The following is a 17,248-nucleotide window of genomic DNA, read 5'->3' as shown; positions in this document are numbered from 1 at the left end:
TCTGCGTGCGAAAGGTCATCCTTCTGCGCGAAGTGCGCGCCAGCATGCCTCAATTGGTTGTGCCTGCTTACAGCGCGCCCGGCGACTTAAGCGTGTCGTTCTTGAGTGAGTCGCGAATCTCGCGCAGCAACAGCACTTCCTCGCTCGGGGCCTTCGGGGCATCCGGCTTGCGATGGGTCACGCGGTTGATCAACTTGACCACCAGAAAGATCGCGAAGGCGATGATCACGAACTGCACGACGGTGTTGATGAAATCGCCGTAGCCAATCGCAACCGCCGGAATTTCCTTGCCGGTGGCATCGACGCTGGCCGGCTTGAGCACCCACGCCAGGCGCGAAAAATCCACGTTGCCGATGGCCCAGCCAATCGGCGGCATGATGATTTTCTCCACCAGCGCGGTGACGATCTTGCCGAACGCCGCACCGATGACCACACCGACCGCCAGGTCGATGACATTGCCGCGCATTGCGAATTGCTTGAATTCGCTGACCATTCCCATACTGCACTCCAAGTGCGGTCGCGGACCAACTGCCGCAGCCCGATCGTAGCGGGCCCGATGTCAGCCCGCGATGATGCCGTGGCGTTCGGCGACGTTTTCCAGGCGCGCACTGAACTGGTCGCCCGGCAGCAGCGGGCCAACGCCGGCCGGCGTGCCCATGAAAATCAGATCGCCTGCGCGCAATGCATAGAGCTTGGACAGCTCGTGCAGGATCTCCGGCACGTTCCAGATCATCTGATCCAGCAACGACTGCTGACGCACCTGCCCATTGACCTCCAGCGAAAGATTCAAGGCCTCTAGCGCGCCGACTTCGCCGGCATGCACCAGCTCGCTGATCGGTGCGGAGTGATCGAAGCCCTTGGCGATATCCCACGGCAGACCCTTGGCCTTGGCCGCGGCCTGCAGATCGCGGCGGGTCAGATCCAGCCCCACACCGTAGCCGTAGATCAGGCGTTCGGCCTGCTCCACCGGCAACTCGCCGGCCGGCGCATCGCTGCCCAGTGCCACCACCAGCTCCACTTCGTGGTGCAACTCCTTGGTGCCGGGCGGGTAGGGAATCTGGTCGCCGTGGCCGACCACGATGGCATCGGCAGGCTTCATGAAAAAGGTGGGCTGGCCGCGCTCTGCTTTGGAGGCTGGTGCGGAGGCGCCCATCTCGCGCGCATGGTCGGCAAAATTGCGCCCCACGCAGTAGATTCGGTGCACCGGAAAACTGCCACCGCCCACCACGGGAATGCGCGGAACATCAGCGGCGGGAATCACATCATGGGTCATGCGCGCATCCTCAAGAACACAGACGCATGAGTCTAGCGTTTTGCTTGTGTACGACGGAACCGTTGCGCGTGCGCACATTGCATGACACGGCCGCGATGGCAGACGCTACAAAGCGGCCGGCAGCAACACTAGCTCAAGTAGTGGCGCGTACAACGAGACAATGACGAATCCAAAACAGCACGAGCGTCGCGCTGCTGCGGCGTTGATTAAGGAGAGTCGCGCCGTGTGGTGCACTGGTGCTCGATGCAGCGTCAGGTGCGCGCCTGACCAATCAACGCATCGCCCAGCAGCGTGGGAATGCTAAAGCGCGGCAAGCGCTCAGAAATCCAAGCGCTCAGAACATCAGTGTGGCTCGCCGGAAAGACATCGTCATCGATACGGGCACGCGCCCATCCGGAGAGCAACTGCGCAGACCGGCCGGCTGCGCAGCGATGCCGTCAGCGAAGATGTCAGTGCGACAAGGGCAATGCGGGCTTGCGCACCACGTGGTATTCGGCGTCGACCACACGCGTCTGCTGTGGCGTGCGGCGGCTCGACCTGCTCAACAACTTCCAGGCGATGCCGCCCAGGATCATTGCCGCGCCAACGAACACGCTAAAAAAAATCAGCACCGCAAGGATGACCAGACCAGCCAGGCCGGCGGCAACGCGTACCAACGGGTGACGCGGCTTGCGCGGCGCAAACAGGTGGTGGAGGTTGCCGAATTGGAAGATACGAGCGGGCATGGCGGTGGGCTGCCGGTCAGGAAACAAGCGCGCAGTATCGTTGCGGTTTCATGTCATTGAGTGAAAACTTCGTTAATTGACACTGCGATTTGCAGCGACGATCACAGGCGGCATGCGTGGAAAGGGGGCCAGCAAGTCCAGTTGTAGCCGGCTGTCCGCTGCTGCTGTCGTCTTCTCTCAATGCTCAGCCGCCGACTCAGGCTCATCAATGCTGCCCAAGACTGCATGCCACAATCCAGGTTCCTCGTTGCCGGTCCCTTGCATGTCGTCGCCATCGCGCACCACGCTTGCCACGTTGACGCAGATTCCCGATGCCGGGTTTTTGGAAGTCGAAGCACGCTTGGATAGCGGCGCCGAATCGCTGGTGCTGTATCGCGAAGGCACGCAGGTCCGCGCTTGGTTGAACATCTGCCCGCATGCTGGCCGCCGGTTGGACTGGGCGCCGGGCCAGTTCCTCAAGACCAAGGAAGGGCAGTTGGTCTGCGCCGCGCACGGTGCGGCATTCGAATTGAACGCTGGCGAATGCGTCAGCGGCCCGTGCCGCGGTCAATCGCTGTGTGCGGTGCCGGTACGGGTTGAGGACGAGCAGGTGCTGCTGGGGTGAGCACGAAGAACGATTGCTGATGCGGTGTGGTTAGCCGCTCTAAAAGTGCGACGCCGGATTAGCGCGCCGCCCACCAGAACATCAGGTTGATCATCGACACCATCACCACGATGTAGATCAGCGACAACGGCGCGCCCACGCGCCACAGTTCGCGCGGTTGGTAGTTGGCCGGGCCGGCCACCATCGAGATCACCGGGTTGGAAGCGGTCATTAAATTATTGGACGCCGACAACGCCACGATCAGGGCAAACGCGGTCGGGTTGCCGTTGGCCGCCAGCGCCAGATTGACCGCAATCGGCACCATCACGATGGTCGCGCCGACATGGCTGATCACCAGCGAGAACGCAGTGGTCAGCAGCGCCAGGCTGATTTCCAGCGCCCACACCGGGATGCCTTCGGGCAGGCGATCGATGGTGTGGCCGGCGACCCAGGCAGCAGTACCACTGCTGTCCATCGCCCAGCCCAGCGGAATCAGGCCGGCCATCATGAAGATGGTTTTCCAGTTGATCGATGCGTAGGCCTCGTCCATGCGCAACACGCCGCTGACCAGCATGCAGGCCACGCCGGTCATCAGCGTCAGCGCCACCGGCAGGCGCGAGGTCAACGCAATCAGGATGGTAAAGGCGAAGATCGCCATCGCGATCTTGAACTTGTGCGGGCGCTGTTCGCCTTTGGGAAAGTCGGTCACCGGCACGAAATCGCGGCTCTCCGCAGCCTGCGCCAGGTCCTGCCAGATGCTGTGGAAGACCAGCATGTCGCCGGCGCGCAACGGCACGCTGCGCACGTCCTCGCGGATGACCTGCTTGTCGCGGTTGATCGCCAGCAGGCTGATGCCGGCCTGCTTGCGCAGGCGCAACTCGGCGGCGCTCTTGCCGATCAGCCGCGAATTGGGCGGGATCACCGCCTCGGAAATGCCGGCCAGGCTGGGGTTGAACAAGTCGCCCAGGTTGCGCAGCCGCGAGGACATGCGCAGGAATTGGTTTTGCGCAAAGTCGGCCACGTCCTGGCGCGGCCCCATCGCACCGAGCACGCTGCCGACCCAGATGCGCATATCGGCCGGCGGCGCCAGGCGGGTGTCGTTGCCGGTCTTGAGCGCAAGCAGCAACGGCGCATCGTGCAAGGCTTCGGCTTCGCCCAGGGTCATGCCCACCAGCGGGCTTTCGGCAGTGACGATCAGCTCGAACACATCGCCGTCGATGCCGTAGGTTTTGGCGAAATAGCTTTCGGTGCGCGAGGGCGTGACACCTTCGTTGATCAGCTGTTCTTCTTCGATCAGTTTGCGGTCGCCGTAGAACCGGAAGTACAGCAACGCGGCGATCAACAAGGCCACGCCGATCGGCAGTGGCGCGAACATCGTCAACGGCTCGATGCTGGCCATGCCCGAGGGCAGGTTGTTGTTGGCCGACACCAGCAGGTCGTTGAGCAGGATCAGCGGTGAATTGCCGACCATGGTGAGCGCGCCGCCCATCACGATGGCGGCGGCGATCGGCAACAACATGCGCTGCAAGGTGAGTCCGGTGCGTGCGGCCAGGCGCGAGGCGACCGGCAGGTACAAGGCCATCACTGACGGGTTCTGCATGAATGACGAGTTCAAGCCGGAGATGGCCAGCGTCATCATCATCAGGCGCTGTTCGCTGCCGTGCGAACGCCGCAACAACCAGGTCGCCAGCCGGTTCAACGCACCGGTGCGTTCCAGGCCCGCGCCCAGAATGGTGGTGGCGATGATGCTCATCACCGCATTACCGGAAAAACCACCGAACAATTCTTCCGGCGCTACCAACCCGGTGACACCCAGTACCACCAGCACGATCAATGCCACCACGTCGGCGCGAATGCGCTCGAACAGGAACATCGCCATCGTGAAACCGACCAGCCCGAGGACGAGCTTCATATCGTTGGTCAGCGTCAGCGCGGTGTCCATGGGGTGCCGGGATTCGTGATTCGTGAGTGGGATTGGTTAAAAGCGCTGAAGCATCTGGTTGCCGGGCATGCCGCTGTTACGAATCCCCAATCCCGATTCCCGAATCCCGGTCATACACCAGATCCCACACGCCGTGGCCGAGCTTCTGGCCGCGCGTTTCGAAGTGGGTTTGCGGGCGCCAGGCCGGGCGTTCGACGTGGCCGCGCGGGCCTGCGCGATTGACCAGGCCCGGGGTGGCATCGAGCACGTCCCACATCTGTTCGGCGTAATCGGCCCAATCGGTGGCGGCATGCAGGCGGCCGCCGTTGCGCAGCTTGCGCACCAGCAACTGCGCAAACGCCGGCTGGATCAGGCGGCGCTTGTTATGCCGCTTCTTGTGCCACGGATCGGGGAAATAGATGCGTACTTCGTCCAGCACACCATCGGCGATCTCGTGTTCCAGCACTTCCACCGCATCGTGGTGATACAGGCGCACATGCGTGCTGCCGTCCTCATCCAGCGCGTTGAGCAGGCGGCCCACACCGGGCGCATGCACCTCGATGCCGATGTAATCGCGGCTCGTGTCCTGCTGCGCGGCAAAGCGCAACGCCGCACCATTACCGAAGCCGATCTCCAGTACCTTGTGCGCATCGCGCCCGAAGGTGGCAGCCAGATCACGCGGCGTACCGAGGTAATCCAGCCCGAAACGCGGCCACAGCTCATCGAATGCGCGTTGCTGCGCCGGCGTGAAGCGGCCCTGGCGCAGCACGAAGCTGCGCACCTGCCGGCGGCCTTCTTCGATGGTGAAGGGCTTGGGCGGCATCTTGGCGCCGTCGCTGGTGAAAGGGTCAGTCATGAAAGGCGGTCACATCAGATAACAAAGCCTCTCGCCCACCGGGGCGAGGAGGCACAGTTTGCGCGCCATGGGCGCGCGTGCCTGGGAGCGCCCGCGACGCAGGCGCGGGCCGGGGCGCGGAGCGGGGGTTGGGGTGAGGGTACGGCGTGAGGGGGCGCTCGCAGCAACGCGGGATCTGGCAGCGGTCATATCTCGCACGCGGCACTGCCAATCATTGCGCCTCGGCCGCCATGTCAACGCAGACCACCCCATCATCCAATCACGCCATCCACTGGGCTCGATGCCGATGCATAACGCTTGCGGGGAATCCGCCCGGCCAGAAACGCCTCCCGTCCGGCCTCGATCGCCTTGCGCATCGCGCTGGCCATCAGGATCGGGTTGCGCGCACCGGCAATGGCGGTATTCATCAGCACGCCATCGCAGCCCAGTTCCATCGCAATCGCCGCATCCGAGGCGGTGCCCACGCCGGCATCGACAATGATCGGCACCTTGGCGTTTTCGATGATTTCCAGCAGGTTGTACTTGTTCTGGATGCCCAACCCCGAACCGATCGGCGCGGCCAGCGGCATCACCGCCACGCAGCCGATTTCCTCGAGGCGCTTGGCCAGGATCGGATCGTCGGAGGTGTAGACCATCACTTCGAATCCGTCGGCGACCAGTTGTTCGGCGGCCTTGAGCGTCTGCACCACATCCGGGTACAGCGTCTTCTCGTCGCCGAGCACTTCCAACTTGGTGAGGTTGTGGCCGTCCAGCAGTTCGCGCGCCAACCGGCAGGTGCGCACTGCGTCCTCGGCGGTGTAGCAGCCGGCGGTGTTGGGCAGCAGCGTGTAGCGATCCGGCGGCAGCACATCCAGCAGGCTGGGCGCGTTGGGGTCCTGGCCGATGTTCACTCGGCGAATGGCAACGGTCACGATGTCGGCCGCGGCGGCTTCGGTGGCCAGCCGGGTTTCGTCCAGATCCTTGAACTTGCCGGTGCCAGTGAGCAGGCGCGAACGGTAGCGTTTGCCGGCGATAACCAGCGCATCAGAGGGGGCGGGGTTCGTCATGCGGCAATTATCACCGATCGGGCGCAGCTGCGCCGCCTGCGCGGCGCATCAACCGCCGCCCAGTGCGTGCACGATTTCCACCACGTCGCCCTCGCGCAAGGCGTGTTCTGCGTGCCGTCCACGTGACACGATTTCGCCATTGACCTCTACCGCAACGCGGCGCTGTGCTAAGCCTTCCTGCTCCAGCAGGGTGGCCAGCAGCAAGTTATCGGGAAGCGAGCGTGGAGTGCCGTTGAGTTGAATGTTCATGGCATCATTGTTGCATCGCGTGCCGCTCCGGCGCGCGTTTGCGTTATGCGGCAATGCAGCGTGAGCGCGGGCGGCGAGGGTGAAACCATGTGCCATTCGCCAGCGTACGTATGCACGCCGGTCCGGTCCCACTCACTTCAAGCAGGCATTCCGATGGCTTCAACACTTCGCCCGATCCGCTCCCTGATGGCCATGGCCATCGCTATCGCGGCCACTCCGGCCATGGCCGAATCGGCCTTCGACCAGACCGTGTTCTTCGGTGACAGCCTCACCGACAGCGGCTACTACAACCCGCTGCTGCCGGCCGCCTCGCGCGCAGTCACCGGCAAGTTCACCACCAACCCGGGTTGGGTGTGGGCCGAATATGTTGGCGACCATTTCGGCACCAGTGCCGCGCCCAACGGCAATGGCCAGACCGGCGACAACTACGCTGCCGGCGGCGCGCGCATCCAGGCCAGCTCGGTCAGCGCACTTGGCGCTGCGCCGTCGGTGACCAGCCAGATCAACACCTATCTCACCGCCAACGGCGGCCGCGCCAACCCCAATGCGCTCTACACCGTGTGGGGCGGCGCCAATGACTTGCTTGCCGCGTCCCTCGCTCCGGCACAGGCGCAGGCCATCATCGGCAGCGCGGTGACCGCCCAGGTGGGCGCCGTGGCTGCCTTGCAGAACGCCGGCGCGCGTTACGTCATGGTGCCGACCATTCCGGACGTCGGCCTCACCCCGCGCTTCCGCGCTGGCGGCGCTGTGGGCATGGCGCAGGGCACCGGCGCGGCTACCGCCTACAACACCGCTTTGTTCAACGGTCTGCAGTCGGCCGGCCTGCGCGTGATCCCGGTCGACACCTTCCACATGCTGCAGGAAATCGTCGCCAACCCGGGCACCTACGGTTTCAGCAATGTCACCAGCACCGCCTGCAACCCGGCCGTGCCGCTGCCGGCCTGTAACCCGACCAGCCTGGTCGCCGCCAATGCGCAGAACACCTATGTGTTCGCCGACAGCATCCACCCGAGCACGGCGGTGCACCAGATCCTGGGCGAATACGCCATCTCGCTGCTGGAAGCGCCGCGTTTGCAGCAGGTGCTGACCCATTCCGCGCAGGCCGTCGGCCGCGCGCGCGCCGACCAGGTGGCCTGGCATCTGGACGGCAAGCCGGACGCCGATGGCATGCGTTGGTGGGGGAGCGTGCGTGGCGACATGCAGCGTTACGACCACGCCGATCTGTATGACGGCATGGCGCCGGCCGGCCTGTTCGGTGTGGATTGGACCGCGGGCGACATGGTGTTCGGTGGCTTTGCCGGTTTCGGCCGCATGGATGCCGACTTCGGCAACCGCAACGGCAGCTTCAAGCAGGACGACAGCACCCTGGGCGGTTTCTTCGGTTGGTACACCGGCCCGGTGTGGGTCAACGCCCAGGTCAGCTACAGCTGGCTGAGCTACGACGTGGACCGTGAAGTGCAGCTCGGGCCAGCCACCCGCGTGCATAGCGGCTCGCCGGACGGCAGCAACCTCACCGCCGCGCTTAATGCCGGTTATTCGCTGGGCGAAGGCAACGTCAAGTACGGCCCGGTGGCCGGCCTGACCTGGCAGAAGATCAAGCTCGACGGCTACACCGAAAGCAACGAAAGCTCCACCGCGCTGGGCTACGCCAACCAGGACATCGACTCGCTGGTCGGCCGCGTTGGCTTCCAGGTGCGTCTGGACGGCGCGGCGGTCAAGCCGTACCTGCAGGCGACCTACGACCACGAGTTCAAGGAAGGCGGCGAAGCCAGCGCCTGGCTGCAGTCGATGCCGGAGGTCGGCATGTACACCGTTCCGGGCCAGAACTTTGATCGCAACTACGCAACCGTCGTGCTGGGCGCACACACCGGCCTGTGGGGCCTACAGAGCAACGTTGGTCTGAGCACCACCACGGCCCAGCGCAGCGCACGCGATGCCACCTTGTTCGTGAACTTCAGCGGCAACTTCTGAAGCGCGCGGTAAGCCACAGTTAGCAAGCAAGACACGTGGGCCGGGCAACCGGCCCTCGTTCTATCTGCGCGCATTGCGCCAGACACCCGCACCCGCATAAACTCTGCCAGCGCCATGCGGGCGTAGCTCAATGGTAGAGCTGTAGCTTCCCAAGCTACTGACGTGGGTTCGATTCCCATCGCCCGCTCCAGAGCTTCTGCCAAGTCTTTAAGTGCTTGACTTGTCTGGATATTTTGGCCGATTGATGATTCCGAGCGATGCCCCTTGAGGTATCAATCGAGGTATCAATCTTGCCCAAGCCTCTGATGATTGCGCGCTCGGCCGGCCTGTATGCGCGCTTCATTTGTTCCCACCGATCTTCGAGCCCTGATTGGCTCGCGTTACCTTGTCCGATCGCTGGGAAACCGTCGCGGTGACCACGCCAGGCTGGCGGCCGCCACGATGGGAATGGCACCATCGATGGCATTCGATGCCATGCGCTGCGGAAAGGGACGACCGTGGATCTGGATGAGCTGCTCAGGAAGGTCAGCAGTGGGGACATCAACGAGCTCACGCTGAAAGACGTGACGCTGCCGGACGGCACGCGCATCGCCCAGGCGCAGCTGGAGAATCCTGCCGATGCCGTGATGTTTGGAGACCTAATGGTGCGGTCGCGGCAGACGGAGCCCACCGAGGTCATGGCGGCGAGGGTGGCCAAGCGTCGGCAAACGGCGGTAAGGCCATTTATATCCATGGCCTCTCTCCGGTAGGAGCCTCAAACGACACCATTTCCGGGCCGGGCGCAGTGGCCGTGTCTGCATCGGTGATCAAAGGGCGGATCGAGGGTATTCAGGACAACAAGGCGATTGTCGGCTGGGCGTATTCTGCAGGACTACGCCGATCGATTGACGTCCATATGTATGCGGGCGGGGCTTATGGGACTGGAACGCTTGCTGCTATCGCTAGCGCAAACCTTGCCAGCGAACCTGGCGTTGCCAGCGCTTGCTCATCGTCGGGGAGTAACTACCGCTTCTCAATTCCAATTACCGAAGACCTGATTCGAAGCCAAGGCGGCAAGCCGTTCTATATCCATGGCATTTCTCCGGTCGGTCGCGACAACTCCCTCATTGATGGGTCGGGCGCACTCTCGATTCCTGCTATGCAGCGTAATGCTGCTTTCGTCTCTCAGAACATGCCGGCGCAGCTCGCAACCGGACGTTCTGTCACCGGGTCCGTGCGGTTCACGAACACGGGAAATGTCACCTGGCGCCAGGGGTAGGGCTATCGGGCTGTGTTGGTTGGCAATACGCGAGGATGGTCGCCAGGCGAAGTGGGCCTGCCATCCGATGTTCCGCCTGGCGGAAGTGTGGACTTCAACTTCAGCCTCCGCGCGCCCCTAGGTGCGGGCGGCTACAACCTGCGTTGGCGAATGCGCGATGGTGCCGGTGATTTCGGTAATGAATCCAGCAACCAGGTCGTGCAGGTGGTAGCACCGTCACCGGTGGAGCATGGCGTTGGCCTGGCGGCCCGTCGCTACGTCTACGATGCGAACCAGCAGCTGTGCAAAGTGATCGAGCCCGAGAGCGGTTCGACCGTCATGGCCTACGACGCGGCTGGCAATCTGGCATGGTCAGCCAGCGGCCAGTAGGAAATTTGTCAGCCGCCGGCATGATTGCTGCGTCGCCTAAGCGGTGTGCCACTCGAGCACGGCGCCTGACGGCAGCCGAGGACACGGCCTGCAGGTGCTACATCCAAGATATCCAATTGCTGCGACGCGTGGTGGGTCATCCGCCCAGCCCGCGGCGGGCGTCGCACACGTCTTCGGCGCTTCGTATTGAACAAGTCGCTCGCGGGCAGATTGACTAAATTTCGGGCATGAAAACTCATGCCACCAATTCAAGCGCGGTCCGCACAAACCCGCCTTACGCTCATGAGGAAAAGCCCAGGCTAACGGAGGATCAGGCAGCAGCCAGCACCAGCGGCGCGCATCAACGGCTTGGACGGCCGCCGACAAAACGGCCGAGGAGAGAGTCGGATGCCCCGGGGGCGTCGACGCGAGACAGCAAGCCCTTTCGCGCAAGCGCCTTGAAAAAAGAGGAAATCGATGCCGGCGAAGGCGCATGGGACAGGCGCTTTCGCTGGCAGCCCTCTGGCGTAAAAAACGAGCGCATCAAAACCGAGCGGCAGCTGGACACGATGACCGCTGACGTCGACGCGTCGCCAGCGCATCTTCGGCCACAACGACCCTTGCGGCATGGTGTGGAGGCAAGGGCATCTCTTCGACCGCGCGAACAACCGTCCGAGCGGTCCGCAAGAAAGCGACCACGTGAAGAGCAAGCGCCATCTCGGCAGTCAAAGCGGCCACTGCATGGTATGGGGCTGACGACCGACGACCTGCGCACGACCGAACATCAGCTGGACTGGCCGGAACAAAAGCGGCTACAGGCGCAGCGACAGCACCAGCAGCAACAGCTCGGTGAGTCCCACGGAATCGCTCGGAACCACAATGCTGGCCTGTGCGTGTCGATGGCATACGACAACGAGCTGGCGCATCGCATGCGTAACGGGATGGCATTGCCCTTCCTGGAAGAGAGTGTCAACGCGCAAGTCAACGCGCAGCGGCTGGACAAATATCTTCAGCTGATTGCCACTGCACGGCGCGCCAGAGGAGCAGGGGTGACGCCCCGCGATCTGGATCGTTGCACCGAGCTTGCGGCGCACTATCTCACCGAGACCGGATGGTTCGAAGGTGCATCGCTGGTGCAGCTGGCGCATGTGGGCAACAAGCTGAGCAAGCACCAGAACCTGCCCGCGTGCATGGAGGCCATCGCGTGGATCGCTGGACAGGTCACGCAGGCCGATGATCTGGTGGGGCTGAGGGGCTACCCGGTAGTTCTTCTCCTGAACGCCTTCTCAAAGAATCTCGACAGCGGCCGGTGCGAACGCGCGGTGGCGCTTTTGGCACGTCATCTGCGGCGTGACGAGCACGCCTGGCAGGCTCTGCAAGTGCAGGGCATCAGCCTAGCACTCAACACCTTCAGTAAGTGGTCCGATAATCCGGACTGCCAGGTCACGGCGCATCGGCTCGCTGCACTTGTCGCCAGCGACAAGCGCCTGCGTTGCGTCATGGGTGCGCAGAGCGTGGCGAACACGCTGAATGCCCTGAGCAAATGGCCCGACGACGCGGTCTGTGCGGAGGCAGTCAGCGCGCTGGCCGAGCGGCTGGTTGACGATCCCGGGTTGCGCAAGGACCTCAATCCGCAAGGCGTGGCCAATGTGCTCAACGCCCTGAGCAAATGGCCCCACGCAGAGGTCTGTGCGGAAGCCGCCAACGCGCTCGTGGCACGTCTGGTCGACGAACCCGAGTTGCGCAACGTCCTCAATCCATTAGACGCGACCAACGTGTTAAATGCCCTAAGCAAATGGCCTGGCTCACCGGTCTGCACTGCTGCGGTAAAGGCACTCGCCTCGCGGCTTGCCCACGACCCCGAGCTGCGTAATGCACTCAACGCGCATGAAATAACCAACGCGCTCAACGCCCTGAGCAAGTGGCCCGGTACGCCGGTCAGCGCGGTCGCCGCCACCGCGCTGACCAAGCGGCTGGCCGAGGATCCGAGCTTGCGCAAGGACCTGGATCCGCAAGAAGTAGTCACTGCACTGAATGCCCTGAGCAAGTGGCCCGATAATGAGCTGTGTGCGGCCGCCGCCAGCGCGCTGGCCGAGCGGCTGGCCAAAGATCCCGTGCTGCGCAAGGCGCTCAAAGCACATGAAGTAGCCAACGCGCTCAACGCCCTGAGCAAATGGCCCGACGACGCAGTCTGTGCGGCCGCTGCAAGCGCGCTGGCGGCACGGCTGGTCGAGGAGCCTGCATTAGTTGAGGCCCTGGATCTGCAAAGCGTCACCAGTGCGCTCAATGCCCTAAGTAAATGGCCTGCCAGCAGGGTCTGTGCCGCCGCTGTCAGCGCGCTGGCCGCACGGTTGGCAGGCGACTCCCGGTTACTCAAGGCACTGGAGCCGCAGGGCGTGGCCGCCGCGCTCAACGCCGTGAGCAAGTGGCCCCGCATGGATATCTGTGCGGCCGCCGCCAGCAAGCTGGCCGGGCGCCTGGCCGACGATCCCCAGTTGTGCAAGACCCTCGACCCTGTCCATTTGACCCAAGCGCTCAACGCGCTGTGCAAATGGCCCGACAACAAGCTCTGTGCGGCCGCCGTCGGCACGCTGGCTGAGCGCTTGGCCGACGAACCTCAGTTGCGCAAGGACCTGGACACGCAAGGCATGGCCAATACGCTCAACGCGCTGAGCAAATGGCCCAACAGCCAGATCTGTGCAGCCGCCGTCAGTGCGCTGGCCAAGCGGCTGGCCGACGCTCCCCAGTTGCGTAAGGACCTCCACCCGCAAGGTGTGGTTACTGCGCTTAACGCCCTGAGCAAGTGGCCCGATATGCCGGTTTGTGCGGTCGCCGCCAGCGCGTTGGCAGAGCGGCTAGCCAACGATCCCTGGTTGCGCAAGGCGCTGAACTCACAAGAATTCACCAACGCATTGAATGCCCTGAGCAAATGGCCCGACACGCCGTTCTGTTTGGAAGCTGCAAGCGCGTTGGCCGAGCGGCTGGTCGACGATTCCCGGTTACGCAAGTCTTTGGACGCGCAAGGCGTGGCCAATGCGCTCAACGCCTTGAGCAAATGGCCCGACAACGAGGTCTGTGCAGCGGCCGCCCGTGCGCTGGCCGAGCGGCTGGCCAACGACCCTGGCTTGTGCAAGGCCCTGAACTCACAAGGCCTCACCGCCGTGCTCAACGCCCTGAGCAAATGGCCGGACACGCCGGTCTGCGCGGCCGCCGCCAGCGCGCTTGCGGAGCGTCTGGGCGACGATCTTGTCTTGCGCAAGGCCCTGGACTCGCAAGGCGTGGCCAATGCGTTCAACGCCCTGCGCAAATGGCCCGGCACTCAGGTTTGCGAGACGGCCATCGACGTCTTGGCGGCGAGGCTGGCGAACGATCCCATGTTGCGGCAGGCCCTGGACCCGCAAGGCATGACCATCTCGCTCAACGCGCTCAACAGATGCCTTGCCAGGCCAGTCTGCCAGTCGGCATTTGTGCTGCTCGCCGAGCGCGCAGGTTCGCCCGAGCTGCCCTGGCGGCAGTTCCAGATGCGTGCGATCGCGATGGTGGCCAACGCGATCTCCCGGCTGTTGAACCTGGACGAAGAGGACGAAGAGGAGGATGGGCAGTTCCGGACCCTGGGTGTCGCCAAGCTGCAGGCGATGGCCGGGCACCTGGATGTGCACCGCGAGCGGTTTGCGTCCGCTTCGGCCACCGACATCGGTGTGCTCTTCAAGGCCTTTGCGTCGGCGCAGCTTCAGCGCCAGATGCGTTCGCTGGGACAGCCGGCGCTGGAGCGGGTGTCGGCCCTGATCGGGGACGATGGATTACGCCAGACCAGCCTTGAGGGGATCGGCAGCCTCTGCATGGGACTGGTGCCGTTTATCCGCAGCCCGGAGCTCAGGCCCCGCCATGGGGTCCAGGCATTGCGCGTGTTCAATACGTTGCAGCCCATCGTCGCGCGCAAGATCGACCTGTACCTGGGCGGGGACGGCGCACGCGCGTCGGCCGGCATCGAACAGCATGCAACACGCTGCCCGGCGCTGACCTTCTACCAGGTGCTCAAGGCCTACGCGGTGGTGAGCCGGCAATGGAAAGCGCGCCATCTTGAGGGGTCGCGCAAGCAACTGCGCCAGCGCCGCGACGAACTGGTGAAGTGGGTGGACCAGACGCTGGCGCGCACGCGCGAGGCGATCGAGGCGGACCTGGGCGAGATGAGCTGGAACCTGATCGCGCAGATCGAGGCCGGCGAGCAGGTGTTCGACGCCCTGGACCTGCGCATGGCCAAGGAAGCGCCGACGATTACCCAGGCCCATCCACCGACCCGCTTTGACCTGGACCGTGGGCGCTTGAGCATGTCCTCGGTTCCCGGCCGGCTGGTGGCGCCGGCGCCCGGCCACGGCAGCACGACCCATGTGGTGGTCGATCTGGTGGGCAAGGAGCTGTCGACCAACCGTTCCGAATCGGACAAGCCGTACTCGCTGTTTGCGCGCCTGACCGGGCTGCCGCTGGTGGAAGTGCAACTGCCTGGTGAGCTATCGACCTTCATGCTGGCGCGCACGTTCAACTACAACGGCGAGCCCTGGCGCTTTGACATGTTCGGCGGCAGCCGCGCGGCGCGCAGCAAATCCGGTAGCCACAGCCTGGTGCTGTCCCAACGCAAGGCGTCGGCGTCGCTGTTGCCGGCATTCCGCTATGCCGACACCGCCCCGGGCAGCAGCCTGATGCAGCTGGCGGCCAAGCTCGCTCCGCAACGCGAGGACTGGTCGCGCATGCAGCGTTCGTTGCTGGAGATGGTGCCCAGTGACCATGTCGCGGAGGGCACGCTGCGCCTGGGCGTGTTCGATGACGTCGAGGGCCCTGCGCATCCGTTCAAGCCGTTGGCCGTGGATGGCACTGCCCTGGCGTTGTGCCCCAACGATGGCTGCGGCTTTGTGAAACTGGAGGTGGCCTTGTCCATCCCCGCCTTCCGCAAGCATTACCAGGCCTGGCACGCGGTGCAGGCGAACCAGGCCACCGAGGAGCAGCGCGAGCTGGTGGCCAAAGACAAGGGGCCTTCGGTGATGCCACCGCAGGCGCTGCAGCATTACCCGCGCGATGATGCAGCGCTGGAAGAGGCGCACGCGGCGATGCAGGACCGGCTGCAGACCCTGGAGCCGGCAGGCGATGACCCGCTGTGGCTGTACAGGCCGCTCATCGGCGGCGGCTACCGGGGCCAGCGGGTGCGGGCGGTGCCTTCGGCCGACGACAAGGTGCATCTGCCGCAGCAGCGCAGCCAGGCCTTCGACGCCGCCGGCGGCCCGTTGCTGCTCGGCAAGCCCCCCTACGACAAGGAGAATCTGCTGCCGGTGCCGGAGCAGCGCATCGCCACCGTGGCCAAGGGCGATGCCACCGCCGCGTTCCTCTCCCAGTGCTTCGGCATCCAGTACAGCTACACCGGTTTTGATGATCGTTCCGGCGCCGATGCGCAGATGCTGCACAGCAAGGGCATGCTGGTGGTGGTGCCCGAGCAGCAGTGGCCGGCCGGGTTCAGCGACACCGACCTGGCCTGCTCCAAGGAAGATCTGAAGACGCTGTCGTGCTGGACAAACGGCCGTGACCGCGGTGCCTTGCCGCGCGAGATCCTCAGCACCGGCAGCCTGCGGCTCAAGGACATCGTGGAGCCTGGGCGCCTGGGCGCACTGCCGATTGACGAGCTGCGCAAACGCGACATGGACACCGACGGCGACGATGCGTTTGTCTACGCAGGCTACCCCAAGCTGGCCGCGCTGATTTCGCGGGTGATGGATCGCAAGGCCGTGCTCGGTCGGCAAAAGTCCTTCAAGCCGCCGAAGACGGCCACGCCGGCCATCGACCCGGTCAGCGGCCACTACCAGCCCGGGCGGCTGTCGGAAATCATGTCCCTCAAGCGCGGTCAGCGCATCACCTCGGCGGCGGCCACGCTGGCGTCGCGTTTCATGGGGCAGCCGGACGACCTGCGCGAAGCGATGGCGCGCGACATGATGTTCGGCACCTACGATGGCATCGAGCGCGGGTTGCGCAACGGTTTGCGCGCGCTGCTCGACGAGCAGGTCCGCGATCCTCAGGTGTTGGCCACGCTGCGCGTGCAGGCGCGCGAGGCGATCGAACGCGCCCACCTGCCCGAGGCGCGACAAGCGGCCACGTTGCTGCACGCGCAGCTGCTTGCGCTTGAGACGGACCCGGCCGCCGACAGCGCCGCGCCGGCGTTGCCCGAGGCCCTGGCTGAGGCGTTTCCCGGCCTGGCCAAGGCCTACGAAGCTGCGTCCGGCGTCGACGCCCGCATCCACGCCATCCTGGACAACTACCCGGTGTGCCGGCTGTCGCATGCGCAGTTCCCGAACGGGCAACCCGGGCTCATCCCCGGCCAGCCGGAACTGACCATGCGCAACCTGTTCACCACCGCGATCAAGGTCGGCACCGATGCGCTGAAGTCCGACACCGGCACAGCGCTGTTCGCCAAGATCGTGGAGGCCTGCGAACAGTCCGAGCGGAGCTTTGCCGAGCGGGTCCGCAGCGTGCCCTACAGCAGGGCAACCGCCCGGGCCATGCAGGACGGGCGCTTCGATCCCGAACAGACCAAGCTGCTGCTGCAGCGCATGCCGTCGATGGCCGCTGGCGTCATGGAAGACGCGCTTGAGGCGCTTCAGCAGGCCGGCTGGATCGCCCGGCCGCAGCCGCCGGCTGAGCGGCTGCGCGCCGTGCAGCCGCAGGACATTGCGGTGGAGGCGCAGGCCTTGCTGCGGCGCGCTCGCCAGATGGAGCCGCAGGTCACCGACATGCTGCAGCGCATTGCCGCGCGTCATGGCGGGCAACTGGCCGGCACACAGCATCAACTGAAGTCCTACAGCTCGTTGCAGGAAAAGCTCAAGCAGCGGATGGCATTGAAGAAGCAGACGTTGGAAGAAGCGGCAGCCAACGTCAACGATGCGCTGCGCTACAGCATGGTGCTGGAACCGCGGGACTTTACCGCCGGCCTGCGCGCCGTGCTCGCCGCACTGGACGATCAGGGCCATGCACGGGTCAG

Annotated in this window: 12 protein-coding genes, 1 tRNA gene and 1 pseudogene; 7 read left to right on the top strand and 7 right to left on the bottom strand. The window is 64.5% G+C overall.

Going from position 1 to position 17,248, the window contains the following annotated elements; genetic code table 11:
- Positions 1-67 precede the first annotated feature (67 nt).
- The 3 genes from mscL to NX05_RS13865 all read right to left on the bottom strand — a co-directional run bounded on the left by mscL (position 68) and on the right by NX05_RS13865 (position 1,998).
- Positions 68-499 (bottom strand): large-conductance mechanosensitive channel protein MscL, encoded by a 432-nt coding sequence (gene mscL, locus NX05_RS13875; RefSeq protein WP_010370977.1) that lies wholly within the window; start codon positions 497-499, stop codon positions 68-70.
- Positions 500-559: 60 nt separating this feature from the next.
- The gene (locus NX05_RS13870; protein ID WP_039436246.1) at positions 560-1,273 is read right to left on the bottom strand and encodes a fumarylacetoacetate hydrolase family protein; all 714 of its coding nucleotides are present in this window, start codon (positions 1,271-1,273) and stop codon (positions 560-562) included.
- Between the two features lie 449 nt (positions 1,274-1,722).
- Entirely contained in the window at positions 1,723-1,998 is a 276-nt protein-coding gene (locus NX05_RS13865; protein ID WP_010378006.1) for a hypothetical protein, read from the bottom strand.
- 262 nt (positions 1,999-2,260) lie between these two features.
- Here NX05_RS13865 and NX05_RS13860 point away from each other — a divergent pair, with 262 nt between their 5' ends.
- On the top strand, positions 2,261-2,602 hold the full coding sequence (locus tag NX05_RS13860) for a Rieske (2Fe-2S) protein (RefSeq protein ID WP_039436244.1): 342 nt from the start codon (positions 2,261-2,263) through the stop codon (positions 2,600-2,602).
- Between the two features lie 58 nt (positions 2,603-2,660).
- Here the strand turns inward: NX05_RS13860 and NX05_RS13855 are convergent, their stop codons facing one another.
- The 4 genes from NX05_RS13855 to thiS form a co-directional block, all read right to left on the bottom strand.
- On the bottom strand, positions 2,661-4,523 hold the full coding sequence (locus NX05_RS13855; protein WP_039436241.1) for an SLC13 family permease: 1,863 nt from the start codon (positions 4,521-4,523) through the stop codon (positions 2,661-2,663).
- Between the two features lie 76 nt (positions 4,524-4,599).
- The gene (gene trmB, locus NX05_RS13850; RefSeq protein ID WP_010378010.1) at positions 4,600-5,358 is read right to left on the bottom strand and encodes a tRNA (guanosine(46)-N7)-methyltransferase TrmB; all 759 of its coding nucleotides are present in this window, start codon (positions 5,356-5,358) and stop codon (positions 4,600-4,602) included.
- A gap of 251 nt (positions 5,359-5,609) precedes the next feature.
- Positions 5,610-6,404: a thiazole synthase gene (locus tag NX05_RS13845; protein WP_010378013.1), complete on the bottom strand. Its 795-nt coding sequence runs from the start codon at positions 6,402-6,404 to the stop codon at positions 5,610-5,612.
- A 48-nt stretch (positions 6,405-6,452) separates the two neighbouring features.
- The gene (thiS, locus tag NX05_RS13840; RefSeq protein WP_010378015.1) at positions 6,453-6,653 is read right to left on the bottom strand and encodes a sulfur carrier protein ThiS; all 201 of its coding nucleotides are present in this window, start codon (positions 6,651-6,653) and stop codon (positions 6,453-6,455) included.
- Positions 6,654-6,839: 186 nt separating this feature from the next.
- Here thiS and NX05_RS13835 point away from each other — a divergent pair, with 186 nt between their 5' ends.
- The 6 genes and pseudogenes from NX05_RS13835 to xopAD all read left to right on the top strand — a co-directional run.
- Entirely contained in the window at positions 6,840-8,624 is a 1,785-nt protein-coding gene (locus tag NX05_RS13835) for an autotransporter domain-containing esterase (RefSeq protein WP_017117867.1), read from the top strand.
- Positions 8,625-8,740: 116 nt separating this feature from the next.
- A tRNA-Gly gene (locus NX05_RS13830) sits at positions 8,741-8,814 on the top strand.
- Positions 8,815-8,881: 67 nt separating this feature from the next.
- Positions 8,882-9,331: pseudogene (locus tag NX05_RS22685) on the top strand (DUF6538 domain-containing protein); the annotation flags it as partial.
- Positions 9,332-9,414: 83 nt separating this feature from the next.
- Positions 9,415-9,882 carry a hypothetical protein gene (locus tag NX05_RS23790; protein WP_126922735.1) on the top strand — a complete coding sequence of 156 codons (468 nt, stop codon included), beginning with the start codon at positions 9,415-9,417 and terminating at the stop codon, positions 9,880-9,882.
- A 51-nt stretch (positions 9,883-9,933) separates the two neighbouring features.
- Positions 9,934-10,251, top strand: a complete 318-nt coding sequence (locus NX05_RS13820; RefSeq protein WP_244220677.1) for a wall-associated protein — start codon at positions 9,934-9,936, stop codon at positions 10,249-10,251.
- Between the two features lie 227 nt (positions 10,252-10,478).
- A partial coding sequence (xopAD, locus tag NX05_RS13815) for a XopAD/skwp family type III secretion system effector (RefSeq protein WP_080991473.1) occupies positions 10,479-17,248 on the top strand: 6,770 nt, incomplete at its 3' end.

It is taken from the genome of Xanthomonas vasicola, from assembly GCF_000772705.2.
GTDB lineage: Bacteria > Pseudomonadota > Gammaproteobacteria > Xanthomonadales > Xanthomonadaceae > Xanthomonas > Xanthomonas vasicola.
This window is presented reverse-complemented; position numbering and strand designations above follow the sequence as displayed.